The 3,024-nt window shown below is 67.0% G+C and carries 3 protein-coding genes and 1 pseudogene; 3 read left to right on the top strand and 1 reads right to left on the bottom strand.

Annotation, left to right across the window (positions count from 1 at the left end):
- The coding region (locus ACIRA7_RS16260; protein WP_396221882.1) for an MFS transporter at nt 1–254 on the bottom strand (254 nt) is incomplete at its 3' end.
- 48 nt (nt 255–302) lie between these two features.
- Between ACIRA7_RS16260 and ACIRA7_RS16255 the strand changes: the two genes are divergently transcribed.
- The 3 genes and pseudogenes from ACIRA7_RS16255 to ACIRA7_RS16245 all read left to right on the top strand — a co-directional run.
- Entirely contained in the window at nt 303–773 is a 471-nt protein-coding gene (locus tag ACIRA7_RS16255; RefSeq protein WP_396221881.1) for a hypothetical protein, read from the top strand.
- Nucleotides 773–2,251: a class I adenylate-forming enzyme family protein gene (locus ACIRA7_RS16250; RefSeq protein ID WP_396221880.1), complete on the top strand. Its 1,479-nt coding sequence runs from the start codon at nt 773–775 to the stop codon at nt 2,249–2,251. The genes ACIRA7_RS16255 and ACIRA7_RS16250 overlap by 1 nt, the downstream gene beginning before the upstream one ends.
- A gap of 10 nt (nt 2,252–2,261) precedes the next feature.
- Nucleotides 2,262–3,024 (top strand): annotated as a pseudogene (locus tag ACIRA7_RS16245) (hypothetical protein); the annotation flags it as partial.

Genomic DNA, 3,024 nt, shown 5'->3' with positions numbered 1-3,024 from the left:
GTGCTGAACGCCAGCATCGCCGAGGCACCGGCGTTGGCAAGCAGCGTAATCAACAACACCGGACGGCGACCGATGCGGTCCGACAGACTGCCCCAGATCGGCGCGCCCACCAGCTGCCCGAGGGAGTACAGCCCCAGGAAGAAGATGACCGAGGCCGGCGCGACCCCGACATGCTCGGCATAGAACGGAAAGACCGGGATGATCATCCCGAATCCGATCAGATCGAGGAAGACAACGAGAAAAAGTGTGAACACTGGGTCGATTGGGGTGGCTGCACCGCGGGTGGGAGAGAAGATTGGGGGATGATCGACGATTCTGGCAATTCACCACCCGAAATGGCGCCCGATCGCGAGGCGCGCATTCTCGATGATCTGCAGGATGCGGTGCAGCGCATGCACGTGCTGGCGCGTTCACCGCGCATTGTGCTGGCGTCCGGCACCCGTGCCCAGGGCGCCCGTCCGATGGCCTGGCAGGCGCTGTTCGAGCGCAGCTTCGGTGGCCACCTGCCAGCGGTAAGCTATCGGGGGGCGCCCGCGTCGGCGCTGACGACCGTGCTGGCCAAGGGCTTCGACAGTGAGCCGACGTTGGCCGGTGGCTGGTCGCACCCCCGGCTGCGCGATGCGATGGCGATGGGGCCCGTGATTCAGGTGTTCCGGACGGATCGACTCCCCGACGATGTCGGCCGCGCCTTGCTGGGGGTCATCGTGTTCGAAGAGGATGGCCTGCAGATGGCCGGTGTGCGCGCCATCGTGCGCGAATTCGGACTCTCGTAATGTCGCTCCTCGGATTGTATGATCGGTCGCTGCTCGGACGCGCGGCGACGCCGGCGCTCGACTACATCGGCTCGCACGGCGAGCCCCTCGCGCTGACCTTCGGCGCGCTCGAGGAGCGGAGCAACCGGATGGCCCATGCGCTGCGGGCGCGCGGCGTGCAGGCCGGTGACCGCTTGGCGTTCTATCTCACCAACCGCATCGAGATCATCGATCTCTGGTTGGCGTGCATCAAGACCGGGATCATCATGGTGCCGGTGAACGTGCTGTATCGCGAGCGCGAGATCACGCACATCGTGAGTGATGCTGCACCGATGGCGGTGGTGACCACCGCGGCGCAGCAGCCGGTGCTGCCGCCGGGGGTGGTGTCGTGGAGCCTCGAAGCGCTGGTGGCTGAGGCGGCGCAGCAGAGCGCGGAGCGGATTACGGTGCTGTGTGCGACGAATACGCCGGCGGCGCTCGTGTACACCTCGGGGACCACCGGCGCCTCCAAGGGAGCGGTGCTCACGCACGGCAACTTTGCGGCGAATGCGCTGGCGCTCACCAGCGCTTGGGAGTTCACCAGCGACGATCGCTACCTCGCGGTGCTCCCGCTCTTTCACGTGCATGGACTGGGCAACGGTCTGCACGTCTGGCTGCTCAGCGGCTGTCACATGCGACTGGCCGAGCGCTTCGAACATGAACGCGCGGCCGATTGGTTCGAGGCGTATCGACCCACCGTGTTCTTCGGCGTGCCGACCATGTTCGTGCGCCTGCTCGACGTGGCACCCGAACGCGCGGCTGCCATCGGTGCCCGCACGCGGCTCTTCGTGTCCGGCTCGGCGCCGTTGCCGGCCCCGGTGATGGAGGCGTTCCGCGAGCGGTTCGGTCACGTGATTCTGGAGCGCTACGGCATGACCGAGACGCTCATGAACGTGAGCAATCCGTATTACGGTGAACGTCGTGCCGGCACGGTGGGTTTTCCGATGCCGCTTACGGCGGTGCGGATCGTGGATGAAGGTGGTGCGGATGTCCCCGACGGTACCAGCGGTGAGTTGTGGGTGCGCGGGCCGAATGTGTGTGACGGCTACTGGCGTCGCCCGGAGGCCACGGCCGCGGCCTTCACCGACGGCTGGTTTCGCACCGGTGACGTGGGGGTACGCTCGGCCGACGGCTACATCACGCTGGAAGGTCGGCGCAGCGATCTGATCATCTCGGGCGGTTTCAACATCTATCCGCGCGAGATCGAGGAGCTGCTGGCCGAGCAGCCGGGCGTGCGCGAGGCGGCGGTGGTGGGGGTGAAGGATGCGGTGCGCGGTGAGGTGCCGGTGGCGTATCTCGTGTGCGACGAAGCCGTGGAGCTGGAGGCGCTCGCGCAGCAGATCCGCACCCAGCTTGCGTCGTTCAAAGTGCCCCGCGGCTTCGTGCGCCTAGAGGCGATGCCGCGGACGGCGCTGGGCAAAGTGCAGCGGCATCTGCTGCCGCCGTGGACGCCGGCATGAGCCGAGGCGCATGAGTCCCGCCCTGCTGTCGCTGTTGGCTCTGTTGCTCGTGGTGGCGGCCAGCCTGACGTCGCGCGTAAACGTCGGTGTGCTCGCGGTCGCGCTGGCGTGGGGGATCGCGACGTTCGCGGCCGACTGGAAAGTCGATCAGTTGATGGCCGTATTTCCGTCCTCACTTTTTCTGACGCTGCTGGGCGTCACGCTGCTGTTCGGGATCGCGCAGGCCAACGGCACCATGCAGGTGGTGACACGGCGTGGCGTCCGCCTGCTGCGTGGACGCTCGGCGTTGTTGCCCCCTTTCGTGTTTCTGCTGTCCTGTCTCATCTCCACCAGTGGACCGGGGTCGATCGCGACGACCGCGTTGATGGCCCCGCTGGCGATGGGGCTCGCGCAGCGGGCGAAGGCCCCCATGCTGCTGATGGCGCTGATGGTCGGCAACGGCGCGAACGCCGGCAACCTCTCACCGATCAGTGCGATCGGTGCGCTGGTGCAAACGCTGATGGAGAAGGCCGGGTTGGGCGGTCACGCCACCGAAGTGCTGGTGATGAACTTCGTAGCGCACGCGATCGTGGCGACGGCGGCGTGGGCGATGTTCGGCGGACCGGCGATGCGGCCTGACTCGCGGCTCGTGGAAGACGACGAGGACGCCGCGTTCACCCGCGCGCACTGGACCACGCTGGCCGTGGGCATGCTGTGGGTGAGCGCGGTGCTCTTTCTCAAGTTCAATCCCGGCCTGACCGCGTTTGCTGCGGCAGCAGTCCTGGTTCTCCTCG

This window comes from Gemmatimonas sp. (genome assembly GCF_044376735.1).
GTDB lineage: Bacteria > Gemmatimonadota > Gemmatimonadetes > Gemmatimonadales > Gemmatimonadaceae > Gemmatimonas.
The sequence above is the reverse complement of the archived record's forward strand: the minus strand, read 5'-3'. Positions and strand labels throughout refer to the sequence as shown.

What these genes read in the sequence shown, in the direction of transcription:
- ACIRA7_RS16250 (WP_396221880.1), top strand. Translation starts at nt 773, where the DNA reads ATGTCGCTCCTCGGATTGTATGATCGGTCGCTGCTCGGACGCGCGGCG.
- ACIRA7_RS16255 (WP_396221881.1), top strand. Translation starts at nt 303, where the DNA reads ATGATCGACGATTCTGGCAATTCACCACCCGAAATGGCGCCCGATCGC.